13 protein-coding genes are annotated in these 15,350 nt (G+C 67.6%); 4 read left to right on the plus strand and 9 right to left on the minus strand.

Translation table 11 applies throughout. The features are described from left to right. The first annotated feature begins 367 nt into the window (after positions 1 to 367). Positions 368 to 1,780: an 8-oxoguanine deaminase gene (locus AB4851_RS23860; protein ID WP_414451711.1), complete on the plus strand. Its 1,413-nt coding sequence runs from the start codon at positions 368 to 370 to the stop codon at positions 1,778 to 1,780. 37 nt (positions 1,781 to 1,817) lie between these two features. Here the strand turns inward: AB4851_RS23860 and AB4851_RS23865 are convergent, their stop codons facing one another. Both AB4851_RS23865 and AB4851_RS23870 read right to left on the minus strand, forming a co-directional pair. Then, positions 1,818 to 2,747 (minus strand): LysR substrate-binding domain-containing protein, encoded by a 930-nt coding sequence (locus AB4851_RS23865; RefSeq protein WP_414451712.1) that lies wholly within the window; start codon positions 2,745 to 2,747, stop codon positions 1,818 to 1,820. A 162-nt stretch (positions 2,748 to 2,909) separates the two neighbouring features. Beyond that, complete coding sequence (locus AB4851_RS23870) at positions 2,910 to 3,119, minus strand: dodecin (protein ID WP_414442082.1); 210 nt, start codon at positions 3,117 to 3,119, stop codon at positions 2,910 to 2,912. 74 nt (positions 3,120 to 3,193) lie between these two features. On the opposite strand from AB4851_RS23870, the gene AB4851_RS23875 reads away from it, so the two are divergent. Then, positions 3,194 to 4,114 carry an NAD(P)-dependent oxidoreductase gene (locus tag AB4851_RS23875; RefSeq protein ID WP_414451713.1) on the plus strand — a complete coding sequence of 307 codons (921 nt, stop codon included), beginning with the start codon at positions 3,194 to 3,196 and terminating at the stop codon, positions 4,112 to 4,114. Between the two features lie 103 nt (positions 4,115 to 4,217). Here the strand turns inward: AB4851_RS23875 and AB4851_RS23880 are convergent, their stop codons facing one another. The 4 genes from AB4851_RS23880 to AB4851_RS23895 all read right to left on the minus strand — a co-directional run bounded on the left by AB4851_RS23880 (position 4,218) and on the right by AB4851_RS23895 (position 7,734). After that, a complete protein-coding gene (locus tag AB4851_RS23880; RefSeq protein WP_414451714.1) occupies positions 4,218 to 4,658 on the minus strand; it encodes a hypothetical protein in 441 nt (146 codons plus the stop codon). Between the two features lie 399 nt (positions 4,659 to 5,057). After that, positions 5,058 to 5,504, minus strand: a complete 447-nt coding sequence (mscL, locus tag AB4851_RS23885; protein WP_414442079.1) for a large conductance mechanosensitive channel protein MscL — start codon at positions 5,502 to 5,504, stop codon at positions 5,058 to 5,060. Positions 5,505 to 5,722: 218 nt separating this feature from the next. Beyond that, the gene (locus AB4851_RS23890; RefSeq protein WP_414451715.1) at positions 5,723 to 6,961 is read right to left on the minus strand and encodes a tetratricopeptide repeat protein; all 1,239 of its coding nucleotides are present in this window, start codon (positions 6,959 to 6,961) and stop codon (positions 5,723 to 5,725) included. A gap of 92 nt (positions 6,962 to 7,053) precedes the next feature. Next, positions 7,054 to 7,734, minus strand: a complete 681-nt coding sequence (locus tag AB4851_RS23895) for a PspA/IM30 family protein (protein ID WP_414442077.1) — start codon at positions 7,732 to 7,734, stop codon at positions 7,054 to 7,056. Positions 7,735 to 8,308: 574 nt separating this feature from the next. Here AB4851_RS23895 and AB4851_RS23900 point away from each other — a divergent pair. Next, positions 8,309 to 10,816: a penicillin-binding protein 1A gene (locus AB4851_RS23900; RefSeq protein WP_414451716.1), complete on the plus strand. Its 2,508-nt coding sequence runs from the start codon at positions 8,309 to 8,311 to the stop codon at positions 10,814 to 10,816. A 107-nt stretch (positions 10,817 to 10,923) separates the two neighbouring features. Here the strand turns inward: AB4851_RS23900 and AB4851_RS23905 are convergent, their stop codons facing one another. Then, entirely contained in the window at positions 10,924 to 11,754 is an 831-nt protein-coding gene (locus tag AB4851_RS23905; protein ID WP_414451717.1) for an SDR family oxidoreductase, read from the minus strand. A gap of 110 nt (positions 11,755 to 11,864) precedes the next feature. Here AB4851_RS23905 and AB4851_RS23910 point away from each other — a divergent pair, with 110 nt between their 5' ends. Next, entirely contained in the window at positions 11,865 to 12,761 is an 897-nt protein-coding gene (locus tag AB4851_RS23910; protein WP_414451718.1) for a LysR family transcriptional regulator, read from the plus strand. 278 nt (positions 12,762 to 13,039) lie between these two features. Here AB4851_RS23910 and AB4851_RS23915 read toward each other — a convergent pair whose 3' ends face one another. After that, positions 13,040 to 14,059, minus strand: coding sequence for a threonine/serine dehydratase (locus AB4851_RS23915; protein ID WP_414451719.1), 1,020 nt, complete (start codon positions 14,057 to 14,059; stop codon positions 13,040 to 13,042). Positions 14,060 to 14,117: 58 nt separating this feature from the next. Then, on the minus strand, positions 14,118 to 15,341 hold the full coding sequence (argE, locus tag AB4851_RS23920; protein ID WP_414451720.1) for an acetylornithine deacetylase: 1,224 nt from the start codon (positions 15,339 to 15,341) through the stop codon (positions 14,118 to 14,120). Between the last annotated feature and the right edge of the window lie 9 nt (positions 15,342 to 15,350).

Genomic DNA, 15,350 nt, shown 5'->3' on the forward strand with positions numbered 1-15,350 from the left:
TCACGCGCCGGGTTTGTCCGGATTGCCGGTGCAGGCAGGCACGCAGCCGGTTGTCCGAGATCCAACTTAGCCGATCATATTGCCGGCGTGAAGTGAAGTATTTGAGGTGGCGGCTTGCGTCGCGTGTCGTGGCAGGCGATGCTCGGCCGGTTCGCGCGTGGCCGCATGGGCTCGATCCCAGGAATCCTCCGGCCGTGCGCACCCCGAAGACGGCGAGCACGCCGGGTAACCGGGCCACGGGCGTTCGACAGGGCGCAGCGGCACGGTCGGTGCCGCCGCATCCGTCCGGGCGCCGTTCAGCCACACGCCAGCCTCATGCGACGCATTGCAGCGCGGCACGGGCGGCGCAACCGAACGGAGATCCTCCATGCCGACCTCATCCCGAACCGATCCCTCCGCACCGGCCGGTGCGACCCCGCGCGGCCGCACGTTGCTGGTGCGCCACGCCGACGTGCTGGTGACGATGGACGACCAGCGCCGCGAGATTCGCGACGGCGGGCTCTATATCGAAGGCAACCGCATCGTCGCGGCCGGCCCGACCGACACCTTGCCCGACACGGCCGACGAGGTGCTCGACCTGCGTGGCCATCTGCTGATGCCGGGCCTCGTCAATACGCATCACCACATGTACCAGAGCCTGACGCGCGCCGTGCCGGCCGCGCAGAACGCCGAGCTGTTCGGCTGGCTCACGAATCTTTACCGGATCTGGGCGCACCTGACGCCCGAGATGATCGAAATCTCGACGCTGACGGCGATGGCCGAACTGTTGCTGTCGGGCTGCACGACGTCGAGCGACCATCTGTATCTCTACCCGAACGGCGCGCGGCTCGATGACAGCATCGCGGCGGCGCAGCGCATCGGCCTGCGCTTTCACGCGAGCCGCGGCAGCATGAGCGTCGGGCAGCGCGACGGCGGCCTGCCGCCCGACTCGGTGGTGGAGCGCGAGGACGCGATCCTCGCCGACACGCAACGCCTGATCGAGACCTATCACGACGCCGGCCGCTACGCGATGCTGCGCGTGGTGGTGGCGCCGTGTTCGCCGTTCTCGGTGAGCCGCGACCTGATGCGCGAATCGGCGAAGCTGGCGCGCACACACGGCGTGTCGCTGCATACGCACCTCGCGGAAAACCTCAACGACGTCGCCTACAGCCGCGAAAAGTTCGGCATGACGCCGGCCGAATACGCAGAGGATCTCGGCTGGGTCGGCCCCGATGTCTGGCATGCGCACTGCGTGCAGCTCGACGAGGCCGGCATCGCGCTGTTCGGGCGCACGGGCACGGGCGTCGCGCATTGCCCGTGCTCGAACATGCGGCTCGCGTCGGGCATCGCGCCGGTGCGGCGCATGCGGCTCGCGGGCGTGCCGGTGGGCCTGGGCGTGGACGGCTCGGCGTCGAACGACGGCGCGCAGATGGTGGCCGAGGCGCGCCAGGCGTTGCTGTTGCAGCGCGTCGGCTTCGGCCCCGATGCGATGACGGCGCGCGAGGCGCTCGAAATCGCCACGCTCGGCGGCGCGCGGGTGCTCGGCCGAGACGATATCGGCGCGCTCGCGCCGGGCATGGCGGCCGACTTCGTCGCGTTCGATCTGAATCAGCCGTCGTTCGCTGGCGCACTGCATGACCCGGTCGCGGCGCTGGTGTTCTGCGCGCCGTCGCAGGTGGCGTGGAGCGTGGTCAACGGGCGGGTGGTGGTGCGCGAAGGGCGTCTGGCGACGCTCGATCTCGGGCCGGTGATCGAGCGCCACAACGCGCTTGCGCGCAACTTGATGGAAGCGGCGCGCTGAAGCTCGAGCGCAACGTCGCCTTGGCGCCCGCGGCCGGTCAGGCGCCGATCAGCGTGCGGGTTGCCTCGGCCACGAGGCCACGCAGCCAGCGCACTTCGTCCGAGTAATGGCAGCGTTCGTGCCAGAGCTGGTAATACTGCATCGGCGGGAAATCGAGCGGCGCGGGTATCACCGACAGCGGCAGGAACTTCGCGTAGTGATCGGCGAACAGGCGCGTGGTCGTGAAGATCAGATCCGATTTCACGAGCACGTACGGCGCGAGATTGAAGTACGGCAGCGTCACGACCACATGGCGCTTGAGCCGCTCGCGCGCCAGGTGCACGTCGATCGCACCGCGCTGGCCAACCGAGTAGGGGGTCGGTGCGAGGTGCGGCGCATTGAGGTACTGATCGAGCGTCAGCCCGCCGCGCTTGGCGAACGGGTGCGCATTGCTCATCAGGCAGACGATCTGGTCGACGAACAGGTTCGACAGGTGCAGTTGCTCGGGCGGCTCGGGCCAGTTGCCGACCACGATGTCGAGCTTGCCGTCTTCCAGCGCCAGCTCGTAGTCGAACGCGGGGCCGAGCGAATGGAATTCGAGCGTTGCGTTCGGCGCGGCCTGCCGGAAGCGCTCGACCACGGTCGGCACGAACAGCACGTTCAGGTAATCGGGGCAGCCGATCCGGTAGCAGCGGATCGAGGTGGCGGGATCGAAGTTGTGTTGCTGGAACTTGATGCGGTCGATTTCACGCAGCGCGTTCTGTACCGGTTCGAGCAGGCGCAGGCCGTATTCGGTCGGGACCATGCCCGACTTGCCGCGCACCAGCAGCGGGTCGCCGGTGATGTCGCGCAGGCGGCGCAGTGCGGCGCTGATCGCGGGCTGTGACTGGTTCAGCTTGACCGCCGTGCGTGTGACGCTGCGTTCCATCAGCAGCGTATGCATGACGCGCAGCAGGTAGGTGTCGATCGCCTCGCGTTGTTGGCTCATGTTCTCTCCAAGTTATATATGTCCGGGCTGATCGATAGATCGTTGTGACATACGATTTTTAATATGGACAGAAAGGAGCGTCAAGACGGCGTAAACCGCCATCGCGGCGTATTGAAGCGTGCCGCGATGGCGGGCCTGGCTAACGGGGCCGGTCGGTTTCGGTCAGTCGTCGAGGCGCACGCCCACCTTCAGCGTGACCTGCCAGTGCTGGACCTGGTCGCCGTCGATGTGGCCGCGCGTCTCCACCACCTCGAACCAGTTCAGGCCGTGCAGCGTCTTGGCGGCCTTGGCGATGGCGTTGCGGATTGCGTCGTCGCTCGACTTCTGCGACGAGCCGGTCAGTTCGATCGTCTTGTAAACATGGTCGGTCATGGTGCCTCCTGAAAAGTTGGGTTCATGCGTGCCGTGCGGCGATGCACCCGGCCGCGCATCCTTGAGTGATCGGTATGATGGGCACCGAGTTCAATCCGATTGCGAGAAACCACGTGGAAGCAGGATTTTGCGGACCGGGCCTGATGGGGGCGCCGATGATTCGGCACTGGCTGCGCGCGGGGCATGCCGTGCAGGTCTGGAACCGCTCGCGGGCCAAAGCGGAGGCGCTGGCGGGCGAGGGCGCGCAGGTGGTCGATACGCCGCGCGAGATGGCGGAGCGCGTCGACACCGTGATGCTGTGCGTGTTCGACGCGGCCGCGGTGGGCGATGTGGTGTTCGGCCCGGGTGGCCTGCTGTCGGGCGAGCCGGGCACGCGGCGCTTGCGCCGCATCGTCGACCATTCGTCGATTCCGCCAGCGGCCACCCGCGACTATGCGGCGCGCGCGGCGGCGCAGCAGGTGGCGTGGATCGATGCGCCCGTCTCGGGCGGCGTGCCCGGCGCCGAGGCCGGCACGCTCGCGGTGATGGCCGGTGGCCCGCGCGAGGACATCAACGCCGTGCGCGACTTGATCGGCGCCTATGCGTCGCGGCTCACGCATCTTGGCGACGCCGGCGCGGGGCAGACGGCCAAGCTCTGCAATCAGGCGATCGTGACGGCCACGGTGGCGGCGATCGCCGAAGCGGTGGGGCTCGCGCAAGCCAGCGGCATCGATGCGGCACGCCTGGCCGAAGCGCTCGCGGGCGGCTGGGCCGATTCGGTGCTGCTGCAAACCTTCGTGCCGCGCATGACGGCCAGCGGCCACGCACCGCTCGGCGCGTTGAGCACGTTCAGGAAGGATGCCGAAGCGGTTGCCGATGCCGCGCGCGAAGTGGGCGCGGCGATGCCGGTGGCGGGCGCGGTGCAGCAAGTGCTGCGCCTGGGTTCGGCGATGGGATTGGCCGGCGCGGATTTTTCGGCGTTCATCGATATCGTCCGTCCGCACGCGCGCGGCTGACGCGTTCGCTGCCGTATCGGACGAACCGCCGCCACGGCATGCGCGCGGCGGTGTGCCCAAACGAATCGGGCCGCAACGTCGCGGCCCGTTCGATTGAATCCGGTCAGAGCGACCGGGGTGTCGTGTCGCCGGCATTCTGCCGGCCCGCGCTGCGCTCGCCGACGCTCGCCCCCGCTGCGAACTCCGGCAGGATGCGGGCGCGCGCGCGGCTCGCGAACACGAGAAAGCCGAAGCCGCTCGCCTCGTACCAGTAACCGCCGTTCTCCAGCCCTTCGATCGGCTGTTCGAGCGCGTTGCTGATCGATTCGATGCAGCGCTTGCGCAGGTCTGCGATGGCCGGATACGGCGGTTGCGCGCCGCGCACGGTGCACAGCAGCACGTCGAGGCCGGGCAGCACGTGGGCGTACAGCACCGGTTCGTCCTGGGCGCGGGCGCGGGAGATCTTCGTATCGAGCTGGGCGAACGGCTTCGCATGATGCAGGACGGCCAGAAACGATTCCTGGCCGTCTTCCTGCACGCGTCGGCGTTTTTTCGGAAAGGACATAAACACTCGCGTCAAAAACGATTGCAAGATTTGTGGCTTTGTCATGCGACCCACCCCCAAACCGGCTAGCGCGCCCGCATGTCGATCTTTTATAGCATACGAAAAAGCCGGCTTCACGATGTTCAGTGATGCCGAGCATTGCCGATGCGTCCCAAACCCTGATCGTCATGTAGGCGCATTGTGCGCCTTGTGTAATGTCATTGCTGTTTCATGATAGTGCGGCCAGCGCGGCATGTGCAGGCCGATTCGTAAAAAAGCGCGGTTTTTGGCGGCGAAAACGCTGAGTGTTTTCCCGCGTACGCGCGGCGCGCACGAATTGCGCTGCACCAAAGCGGGCGCAAAAAAGCCCGCGCACGGCGGGCTTTTCGGGGCGTGACGCGCGCAGGGCGCGGCAGGCTGTCAGCGGTTCTTCAACGAATCGCGGATCTCGCGCAGCAACATCACGTCTTCCGGGGTCGGCGGCGGCGCGGCCGGGGTGGCCGGCGCTTCTTCCGGGCGGCGCAGGCGGTTGATGAAGCGCACCATCATGAAGATGATGAACGCGAGGATGATGAAGTTGATCAGCACGGTGATGAACGAGCCATAGCCGAACAGCGCGACGCCTGCCGCCTGCAGATCCTTGTAGGAATCCGGATTGCCCTTGAAGGTCGCGGGAATCTGTCCGAGCTGGATGAACTTGTTCGAAAAATCGAGGCCACCGGTAATCACGCCGATCACCGGCATGATCAGATCCTTGACGATGGAATCGACGATCTTCGAAAACGCGCCGCCGATGATCACACCGACAGCCAAGTCCATCACGTTGCCCTTGACGGCGAACTCCTTGAATTCCTTGACGATGCTCATATGCAGGTTTCTCCAGGGACGGGGAAGGGGATGTGCGGCCGGACCTGCCCGCACGCGAACGCGCTCATGATAACGAACTCGATCGGACACCGAAAGTTCGTCTGAGCAATGTTAACAAAGTCCGTCGCGTTCGGCGTGCCATGAAAAACGGGCCGTTGCCGGCCCGTCGAGGTGTGCGTCGGATGCAACCGCGCCATGCGCGGTGCATGGTTGCGCGCTCAGCTATTGTCCCAGTCGTCGTCGGTGCTGCCGAGATCGACGCCGCCGCTGTCGTTGCCGCTGTCCCAGTTGTCGCCCTGGCCCAGATCGAAGCTACCGTCGTTCCCGCCATTGCCGTTGTCGAACGGATTGCCGACCGAGCCCGAGCCGTGCTGGCGCTGGTCGTCGACGATCACGTCGCGCTCGACCACGCGCTCGCGGTTGCCCGACAGCGCTTCGCCGAGCAGCACGCCGGTCAGCAAGCCGCCCACGCCGCTGCCGATGCCGCCGCCCTGCTGGATCACCACCGGCGGTTGCTGCGGATACGGATATGGCGCTTGCGGCGGGTAGGGCGGATACGGCGGCGGCTGCGTCATGCGATCCGCTTCCTGAGCAAACACCGAACCCGAACCGCCGGGCGCGCCCGGTGCATTCGCGGGCGCCGCGTTCGGATCGGGGCGGCCTTCGACGCGCGCCTTCAGGCTCGCGAAGCGGTGTTCGAGATCTTCCAGCTGATACGGCGGCACCGGGTTCTTGCCGTTCGACAGCGCTTCGACGAGGTTGCGCGCCTCGCTTTCCACGGCCTCGATCTCGCCCGTCAGCGCGGACACGCCGGGCGCGGTCGAAATGCGCGCGTCGAGCTTGAGCGGGCGCGCTTCGTTGAGCAGGTCGGTGGCGCGCTTCAGTTGCGCGCGGCGCTCGTCGTCGGCGGCCTGGTTTTCGGTCGAGCGCGAGCGGCGCAGCGTCCAGCGCAGCACCAGCGCGATCACCACCACCAGCAGGATCAGGCCGATCCACATGCCGGCCGAGGGGCCGTGATGCGCGGGCTTGGCCGGCGCGAACTGCGCCTGTTGCGCCTGCTGCGTCAGTTGCGAATCGGTCGGCACCAGCGCGCCGCCCGAGGTGGCCGAGCGGCGTTCGCCCGACGCGCGTTGCACGTCGGCGCGCACCTTCGATTCGGTTTGCGCGAAGGCTTGCGAGTTCGTGAAATGGAGCGTGGGGTCGAGCGACTTCGCGCGTTCGATCTCGGCGAGCGCGTCGGCCGAGCGGCCTTCGCGGTCGAGCACCTGACCGTACAGATAATGCGCGCGCGCGTTGTCGGGGTGAGCCGCGATGACTTGCGAGAGCTGGCTGTCGGCGCGTTGCCAGTTGTGCTGCTCGATCGACTGGGTGACCTGCGACAGCGAGGGCACGGCCGCGAACACGCTGGCCGAGGCGACCAGCAGCGCGATGCCTGCGGCGGCGACGAATTTCTTCATGATTGACCAGGCGGCGAGCCTGCCTCCTTGCGGGCGGAGCCACGCGAGGCCCGGGGTGAACCGGGCCTCGCGCGCGGCGGCCGGTGCGTGTGTTACTGCGCCGGCGTGTTCAGTTGCTTCTTCAGCGCTTCGAGACGATCGTCGACCGACGGGCCGCGATTGAGCGCCGCGAGCTTGTCGTCGAGCGCCTTGCCGCTGTTGGTGTCGGCCGAGTTCAGGCGGGCGTCCGAGCGGGCGTTCGACAGCGTGACCTTGTCTTCCAGCTTCTGGAAATCGCCCGACAGATCCTTGCCGCCGATGCCGCCCAGCGCCGTGGCCGCCACGTCCTTGGCCTGCGCGATTTCCTGCTTGGCTTGCAGGATGTTCGAGCGCGTGTTCAGGTCGTTGCGGCGCTGACGCATGTCGGCGATCTGCGATTTGAGCTTGGCGACCGACGGCTCCAGCGTGTCGAGTTCGTGCGCGAGCGCATCGCGTTCGACTTCGGCGTTGGTTTGCGCGGTCAGCGCCTCGCGGGCGAGCGATTCGTCGCCCGATTGCAGCGCGCGCTTCGCGCCGTCTTCGTACTTGCGCACCTTGTCGTTGGCCGCATCGCACTTGCTGCGCTGCGTGGCCACCTGCGCTTCGATCTCGATCAACGAGTTCTCGGCGCGGCCGATGCTGTCGTCGAGCTCCCGCACGATCTGGCGTGCGTCGCGCGACGGGTCCTGCACCGAATCGGCCGCATCATTCAACAGGCCTTTGAGCGTGCGCGAAATAGAGTCGAAAAGCGACATGAAACCCTCCGTGATGATGATGACGACGCGGTCGGCGACCGCGTCGGCGGCACGGCGCTGCGCGCCCGATGTGCCGGCGGATATTACACCACCGGATCGCTTAAACACCGCTTAAACACGGCGTTCGGCGTGGGCGTGGGCATGCTGATCCGCCAACGGAAAATGCGGGCGAACCGCGTGGATTTCCAGGGAAAAATACAGATGGATACAATGCTTTCGCCATTGAAAGCCGTGAAAGGCGGAAACGCGAATTCAATACGTGCATAATTGCGCGCGAAGCCGGCGCCGATTCGTGCCGGCGAAGCGCGTCGGCCGGCCCGCAAACGGGTGCGCCTGCGCCGCCTGGCACGACGCCCTGCGATGGGGTGGGTGCAGGAATTTTTTACAAAAAATCGCGAGAGGGCCGGGGTGATGTCATTAGAATGCGCTGTCACGTCGCGGGAACGGATCCACACGTGCCTGGGTCTGTCGACGTGCTACGCTCCATCCGCATCGCGTCTAGCCTGACGTATCGATCCACCCGCGCGCATCTCGCGCGCGCTTACGGTGCCGCTGCCGCGCCTGCTATTCCGACATGCCGATCATCAAACGACCGTCCGATTCCGAACCCAATTACAAGTTGCGCCGCTCGCCTTCCGGCGCGTTCTACGCGGACGACTCCGACCGCCACGGCGGCGGTGACCGTCGCGACCGCGACGACGGCGGTTCGGGCCGCCGCTCGTTCGGCGCCCGCATCGCGATCTGGTTCGCCGGGCTGGCGGTCGTCGCCGGGGTGATCGGCGCGCTGATCGTCGGCTACGCGCTGGTGGTGATGGCGCCGCAACTGCCGTCGCTCGATGCGCTGACCAACTATCAACCGAAGGTGCCGCTGCGCGTGTACACGGCCGATCACGTGCTGATCGGCGAATTCGGCGAGGAGCGCCGCAGCCTGGTGCGCTTCCAGGACATCCCCGACGTCATGAAGAAGGCGGTGCTCGCGATCGAGGATTACCGCTTCTACGAACACGGCGGCGTGGATTTCCTCGGCATCATGCGGGCCGGCGTGGCCGATCTGATGCACGGCGGCGCACGCCAGGGCGCGAGCACGATCACCATGCAGGTGGCGCGCAACTTCTTCCTGTCGAGCGAGAAGACCTACACGCGCAAGATCTACGAAATGCTGCTGGCGTACAAGATCGAGAAGACGCTGTCGAAAGACCAGATCCTCGAGCTGTACATGAACCAGATCTACCTGGGCCAGCGCGCCTACGGCTTCGCCGCCGCCGCGCGCGTGTATTTCGGCAAGGACCTGAAGGACATCACGCTGGCCGAGGCCGCGATGCTGGCCGGGCTGCCGAAGGCGCCGTCGGCCTACAACCCGGTGGTCAATCCGAAGCGCGCCAAGATCCGTCAGCAATACATCCTCCAGCGCATGCGCGAGCTCGGCTACATCACGCCGCAGCAATACGACGAAGCCGTGAAGGAAGAGATCCACACGCGCACGCCGGGCAACCAGTACGCGGTGCATGCGGAATACATCTCGGAGATGGTCCGCCAGATGATGTACGCGCAGTACAAGGACGAAACCTATACGCGCGGTTTGACGGTCACCACCACGATCAATTCGAGCGATCAGGAAGCGGCCTATCAGGCGGTGCGTCGCGGCATTCTCGATTACGAGCGCCGTCACGGCTATCGCGGCCCCGAAGGCTTCATCGCATTGCCGGCCGAAGGCGACGCGCGCGACGAGGCGGTCGACGACGCGCTCGCCGATCACCCCGACAACGGCGATCTGCAATCGGCGGTGGTCACCTCGGCGGCGCCCTCGGGCGTGCAGGTGCAGTTCGTGGGCGGCGAGAAGGCCAGCATCGGTGCGGCCGGAGTGCGCTTCGCGGCGGCGGCGCTGAGCCCGCGCGCCTCGGATGCACTGCGCATCAAGCCCGGCTCGATCGTGCGCGTGACCCAGGACGCGAAGGGCGCGTGGCAACTGTCGCAACTGCCGCAAGTGGAAGGCGCGCTGGTGGCGCTGGCGCCGCAGGATGGCGCGATCCGCTCGCTGGTCGGCGGCTTCGATTTCAACAAGAGCAAGTTCAACCACGTCACGCAGGCCTGGCGCCAGCCGGGTTCGAGCTTCAAGCCGTTCATCTATTCGGCCTCGCTCGACAAGGGCCTCGGGCCGGCGACCATCATCGACGATGCGCCGCTGTCGTTCCCGTCGAGCACGCCGGGCGGCGCTGCCTGGGAACCGAAGGACGACGACCAGCCCGACGGCCCGATGACGATGCGCGAAGCGCTGCGCCGTTCGAAGAACCTCGTGTCGATCCGGATCCTCGCGTCGATCGGCACCAAGTACGCGCAGGATTACGTCACGCAGCGCTTCGGTTTCGATCCGGCCAAGACGCCGCCGTACCTGCCGATGGCGCTCGGTGCGGGCCTCGTCACGCCGCTGCAATTGGCCGGTGCGTATTCGGTGTTCGCCAACGGCGGCTATCGCGTCGATCCGTACTTGATCGCCGAAGTGGACGACGCGCACGGCCAGCCGCTGCAGAAGGCGCAGCCGGCGCTCGCGGGCAGCAACGCGCAGCACACCGTCGATTCGCGCAACGCCTACATCATGAACAGCCTCCTGCACACGGTCGCGACGGCCGGCACGGGCTCCGGTTCGAACGTGCTGGGCCGCAGCGACCTGCAAGGCAAGACGGGTACCACCAACGATGCGAAGGACGGCTGGTTCGCCGGCTATCAGCAGTCGCTGGTGGCGGTGGCCTGGATGGGCTACGACCAGCCCAAGAGCCTCGGCAGCCGCGAATTCGGTGCGCAACTGGCGCTGCCGATCTGGATCAGCTACATGCGTACGGCGCTGCACGGCGTGCCCGAGCAGCAGATGGCGATGCCCGACGGCGTGACCACCATCGACGGCGAGCTGTATTTCGCCGATCACACGCCGGGCAACGGTTTCGTGCCGAGCGTCGACATCAGCCAGACGGGCAACGGCCTCAACGCCAACGATGCGCTCGGCTCGGCCGGCGCCGCGGGCCTGACGCCGCCGCCCGTCACGGCGCAGGAGAAGCAGCAGATCATGGACATGTTCGACAAGCCCTGATCGGCCGCGCGCCCGCTCGAAGGCGGGCGCGCGACCTGAGCTGACGAAGAACGTCGCGGTGCCGCTGGCCGCGACGTTCTTGCGTTTACAGCTCGGAGGCGAGTGTTTCAGCCCACCGGCATGACCGACAACGCCACTTCGCGCTGCGATTCGAGCAGGTCCAGCCGCTGCCGCAGCGCGGCCGACACCGAGCGGTAGGTCGAGCTGCCGAGCGCGAGCCGCAGCGGCGGCTCGGGCGCATCGATGACGGGCAGCATCGCGTCGACGGTGCGTTCGGCGTCGCCGTATTCGTTGAACGCGCCGCTCGCGATCGCGCGGCGGATTTCGCCGGCCGGCGTGGCGTCGTAGCACGGCATCGGCTCGGTGCGATCGAGGCTCGCGCCGAACTGCGTGCGCGTCGGCCCGGGCTCGACGATCAGCACGTCGATGCCGAACGGCTCGACCTCCTGCGCGACCGATTCGAGAAAGCCCTCGATGCCCCACTTGGTCGCGTGATAGAGGCTGAAGCCGGGGTAGGCGATCTGGCCGCCTTCGGACGAGACCTGCACGATCCGGCCGCCGCCCTGTTGCCGCAGATGCGGCAGCACCGCGCGCACGAGCTGGATCGAGCCGGTCAGGTTGGTGGCGATCTGGCGGTCGATCTGCGCGTCGCTCGCTTCCTCGGCCGCGCCGAACAGGCCGTAGGCGGCGTTGCTGACCACCACGTCGATCCGCCCGAACGCCGCGAACGCGCGATCGACGGCGGCGCGCAGCGCGGGCGTGTCGGTCACGTCGGCGCGCAGCGTCAGCAGGCGCTCGTCGTACTGCGCCTGCAAGGCGTCGAGCGCACCGTCGCGGCGCACCGTGGCCGCGACGCGATCGCCGCGTTGCAGCGCCTTCTCGGTCAGCAACCTGCCGAGCCCGGCCGAAGTGCCGGTGATGAGCCAGGTTTTCTGCATGACGTTCTCCTTCGATAGGGGATGGGGGATGAGACACGCCCATCCTAGAGAGCGCTGATTGGTTCGAGAATCCCCTGGATCTTGCATGTGTCGGTGAGTAATATCGACCAATGAAATCGCCATCGATCACCGATCTGCACGCCTTCATCGCGGTCGCCACGCATCGCAGCTTCCGGCGCGCGGCCGATGCGCTGGGCGTCTCGCACTCCGCGCTCAGTCACGCGATGCGCGCGCTGGAGCGTCAACTCGGCGTGCGCTTGCTGAACCGCACCACGCGCAGCGTGTCGCCCACGCAGGAGGGCGAGCGCCTGCTCGCGCGGCTTGCGCCGGTGCTCGGCGAGCTGTCGGCCGTGCTCGGCGATGCCGCCGCCGCGAGCGGGCGGCCGGGCGGCACGGTGCGCATCAACGGCAGCGAGGGTGCGATTCGCGTGTTGCTGACGCGCGTCGTGCCGGTGTTCCAGCACCGCTATCCGCAGGTCGAACTCGATCTGGTGGCGCAGGGGCAGTTGGTCGACATCGTCGAGCAGGGCTTCGACGCCGGCATCCGGCTGGGCGAAGCGGTGCCGAAGGACATGGTGGCGGTGCGGCTCGCGCCGGACCTGCGCTTCGTGGCAGTGGCCGCGCCCGCGTATCTGGATGGCGCGCCGGCGCTGCGCACGCCCGACGATCTGCTCGCGCATCGCTGCATCCGGCAGCGGCTGCCGAGCGGCAAGCGCTATCGCTGGGAATTCCGCCGGCACGATCAGGAGCTGGCGATCGACGTGCCCGGCACGCTGACGCTCGATCACAATCCGCTGATGGTGGACGCCGCCGCCGACGGGCTCGGTATCGCCTATGTGCCGGAGATGTATGCCGAGCCGGGGCTGGCGTCGGGGCGGCTGTGCACGGTGCTGGAGGACTGGTGCCCGCCGGTCCCGGGCCTGTTTCTGTACTTCCCGGCCAACCGGCATATGCCGCCGGGGCTGCGCGCGCTGGTCGACCTGATCAAGTCGCTCGACCCGGCCTGAGGCCCGCGCCGGGTTGTCCACAGTTTGTGTTGAGATCCTTGTTGATAACTGTCGGGCAGACGGCGCAAACCGTTGAGCGCGTTCGGTTTTTTGTCGACGGCCGCGCTTTGGGCAGCGCGGGTGCGAAAACGGGCAGCGCGGCGTGCGCGCCCGTCGGGCGACCGATTCGGGTCAGCGCCACGAATGTCCGCCCAATCAAGCACTTGCCTCGCTTGTCAGGTGCTTGTCCACAGGCTACTCAACACAATCTGGGGATATGTCGGGGCCGGCGCGGCCGGTCACGCGCGGCGTGCGGCCAGGTGCGCCGCGAAGCGCGCCGCGTCGATGTTGGAGCCGGCCAGCAACACGCCCACGCGCTTGCCCTGCAAGGTTTCGCGCAGCGGCCCGAGCAAGGCCGCGATCGGCGCCGCGCAGGCCGGCTCGGCCACCGTCTTCAATTGCGTGAACAGATAGTGCATGGCGGTGCGCAATGCGTCGTCGTCCACCGTCACGAGCCGCTCGAGATGACGGCGGCACAGCTCGTAGTCGTATTCCTCGGTGTGCGTGAGCGCGAGCGCATCGGCGATGGTGTGGACCTCGCTGACCTCCACGGGCCGGTTGGCCGCGAAGCTGCGGCGCATCACATCGGCGCCGGCCGGTTCCACGCCATACACGCGAACCTGCGGATTGGCGAGCCGCAGCGCGGTCGACACGCCGGCCGCGAGGCCGCCGCCCACCGGCACGATCACGGCGTCGAGGTCGGGCGCCTGCGTGGCCCATTCGTAGCCGAGCGTGGCCGTGCCGAGGATGGTGCGATAGCCGTTGAACGCGTGCACGAAATGGCGGCCTTCCTCGGTCTCGATGCGCCGCACGCGCTCGAACGCCTCGGCGCGGTCGGCGGCCATGACGATTTCGGCACCGTACTGGCGGCACAGCGCGCGATGCGCGCCGCAGGCGCTGTCGAGCATCACCACCTTGGCGCCGATGCCCAGCCGCATCGCCGCGTAGGCCACGGCGGCCGCGTGATTGCCCGACGACACGCAGGTCACGCCGAGCCGCCGCTGCCGCTCGCCGAGCGCGAGCAGGTTGGCGAACGCGCTGCGCACCTTGAAGCTGCCGCTGGCCTGCAGCAGCTCGAACTTCAGGTTGACGTGGGTGGCTTCGAGATCGGGCAGGTCGGCACGCTCGAACACCGGCGTGCGCGATACCCACGGCGTCAGCGCGAAGTGTTCGGCGGCGATGTCGTCGAGCGTGGGAACCGGCTTGCCGTTGATGGCGGGCTGGGCGGCGGGGGCGGGCGGAGGAGCGAGAGTCGACATGGCGGCGGGGGGCGCGGCCCCCGCCGCGAACGGCGGGCGCCGCGGCAGGTTATCGGGATCAGGCCAGCGTCATGCTGTGGATGAACTTGCGCAGGAACTGGTCGCAGGCATCGAGCTGGGCCAGCTCGACATATTCGTTCGGCTTGTGCGCCTGTTCGATGTTGCCGGGGCCGCACACGATGCTCGGGATGCCCGCATTGGCGAACAGCCCGGCCTCGGTGCCGTAGGCGACCTTGCGTTGCGAGCGGTCGGCCGTCAGCGCGCGCACCAGTTGCGTGATGGCGGCCTGCTCGTCGGCATCGAGGCCCGGCGCGGCGGCGATCTGCGAGATCTCGATGGCCGCGTCGGGATGCTCGCGGCGCATCTTCGGCAGCAGCGTGTCGCGCGCGTAGGTGTCGATCTTCGCGAAGATCGCGTCGGGGTCGAGCGTCGGCAGGTTGCGGAATTCGAACGAGAAGCGGCACTCGGCCGGCACCGTGTTGATCGCGTTGCCGCCTTCGATCAGGCTCGTTTGCGCGGTGGTGAACGGCACGTCGTAGAGCTCGTCGAACGGGCCGTTGGCGCGGAATTCGTCGGCGATGTCGCGGATATGGCAGATCAGGCGCGCCGCGTATTCGATCGCATTGAGCCCCTTCGGCGTCAGCGAGGAATGCGCCGCGTGGCCACGCACGCAGCAGCGGTAGGTGTTGATGCCCTTGTGGGCGATGATCGGGCGCATGCTGGTCGGCTCGCCGACGATGCAGCCGCTCGGATGCAGCCCGCGCTCCTTCAGGTCGGCGAGCAGCAGCGGCGCGCCGGCGCAGCCGATTTCCTCGTCGTAGGACAGCGCGAAATGGATCGGCTTGACGAGCCGCGCCGATTGCATCTCGGGCACCAGCGCGAGTGCCGCGCCGATGAAGCCCTTCATGTCGCAGGTGCCGCGCCCGTAGAGGCGGCCGTCGCGGATCTGCGGCGCGAACGGATCGCTGTCCCAATTCTGACCGTCGACCGGCACCACATCGGTGTGGCCCGACAGCACCACGCCGCCGTCGGTCGCGCCGTCGTGCGCGGGGATCGTCGCGAATAAATTGGCCCAGCCTTCGCGCTTGTCGTACGTCAGCTCGGAGCGGATGCCGCGTTCGGCCAGCGCGTCGCGCACGGTTTCGATCAGGCCGAGGTTCGGCACGCGGCTGGTGGTGTCCATCGCCACCAGGCGGTTGATCCAATCGAGGCTGGCGGGGGAGGTGGCGGAAGCAGGGGCGGAGGAAGCGGGCGGGGTAGTGGCGTCGACGGCGGAACGCATGGTGAAACT

This window comes from Burkholderia sp. 22PA0099 (assembly GCF_047497165.1).
In the GTDB taxonomy this organism is placed as follows: domain Bacteria; phylum Pseudomonadota; class Gammaproteobacteria; order Burkholderiales; family Burkholderiaceae; genus Burkholderia.

What these genes read in the sequence shown, in the direction of transcription:
- AB4851_RS23860 (WP_414451711.1), top strand. Translation starts at nt 368, where the DNA reads ATGCCGACCTCATCCCGAACCGATCCCTCCGCACCGGCCGGTGCGACC.
- AB4851_RS23865 (WP_414451712.1), bottom strand. Translation starts at nt 2,747, where the DNA reads ATGAGCCAACAACGCGAGGCGATCGACACCTACCTGCTGCGCGTCATG.
- AB4851_RS23870 (WP_414442082.1), bottom strand. Translation starts at nt 3,119, where the DNA reads ATGACCGACCATGTTTACAAGACGATCGAACTGACCGGCTCGTCGCAG.
- AB4851_RS23875 (WP_414451713.1), top strand. Translation starts at nt 3,194, where the DNA reads ATGATGGGCACCGAGTTCAATCCGATTGCGAGAAACCACGTGGAAGCA.
- AB4851_RS23880 (WP_414451714.1), bottom strand. Translation starts at nt 4,658, where the DNA reads ATGTCCTTTCCGAAAAAACGCCGACGCGTGCAGGAAGACGGCCAGGAA.
- mscL (WP_414442079.1), bottom strand. Translation starts at nt 5,504, where the DNA reads ATGAGCATCGTCAAGGAATTCAAGGAGTTCGCCGTCAAGGGCAACGTG.
- AB4851_RS23890 (WP_414451715.1), bottom strand. Translation starts at nt 6,961, where the DNA reads ATGAAGAAATTCGTCGCCGCCGCAGGCATCGCGCTGCTGGTCGCCTCG.
- AB4851_RS23895 (WP_414442077.1), bottom strand. Translation starts at nt 7,734, where the DNA reads ATGTCGCTTTTCGACTCTATTTCGCGCACGCTCAAAGGCCTGTTGAAT.
- AB4851_RS23900 (WP_414451716.1), top strand. Translation starts at nt 8,309, where the DNA reads ATGCCGATCATCAAACGACCGTCCGATTCCGAACCCAATTACAAGTTG.
- AB4851_RS23905 (WP_414451717.1), bottom strand. Translation starts at nt 11,754, where the DNA reads ATGCAGAAAACCTGGCTCATCACCGGCACTTCGGCCGGGCTCGGCAGG.
- AB4851_RS23910 (WP_414451718.1), top strand. Translation starts at nt 11,865, where the DNA reads ATGAAATCGCCATCGATCACCGATCTGCACGCCTTCATCGCGGTCGCC.
- AB4851_RS23915 (WP_414451719.1), bottom strand. Translation starts at nt 14,059, where the DNA reads ATGTCGACTCTCGCTCCTCCGCCCGCCCCCGCCGCCCAGCCCGCCATC.
- argE (WP_414451720.1), bottom strand. Translation starts at nt 15,341, where the DNA reads ATGCGTTCCGCCGTCGACGCCACTACCCCGCCCGCTTCCTCCGCCCCT.